Origin of the sequence: Streptomyces hilarionis, assembly GCF_024539675.1 — a bacterium.
Lineage (GTDB): Bacteria > Actinomycetota > Actinomycetes > Streptomycetales > Streptomycetaceae > Streptomyces > Streptomyces hilarionis.
This window is the reverse complement of the sequence record NZ_JAHHIT010000621.1, coordinates 1-308: the sequence shown is the minus strand read 5'-3', so window position 1 is coordinate 308 and position 308 is coordinate 1. Positions and strand designations below refer to the sequence as shown.

The window sequence follows — 308 nt, the reverse complement described above, 5'->3', positions numbered from 1 at the left end:
GTGTTAGGCAGGCAGTCGAGGTATTCGCCGCCAGCTTCGTCCTGCTCGGGAGCCTGATCGTCAGCGCTGGGTTTCTGCTTGCGCTGCTTTTCGGGTTTAACACTCAGTTCAGATCGGCGCGCAAGAATTGCGCTGCAAATCTTCGGATCATTTGCCCAGCGGGAGCCGGCGGCGGATGCCGTTGAGGCCTTACAGCCTGCGGCTTCCGCCGCTTCTTTGTTTGACGCACCCCGGGCCTTAGCGTCAACAAACTGTCGTTGTTTGTCTGTTAACACCATTAACAAAATACCTTGGGGTCGGGAAAAAAA

Annotated in this window: 1 protein-coding gene; it reads right to left on the bottom strand. The window is 55.8% G+C overall.

The genetic code is table 11. The features are described 5' to 3' along the window. The coding region (locus KMS84_RS44360) for a terminase small subunit (RefSeq protein ID WP_256921526.1) at positions 1-308 on the bottom strand (308 nt) is incomplete at both ends.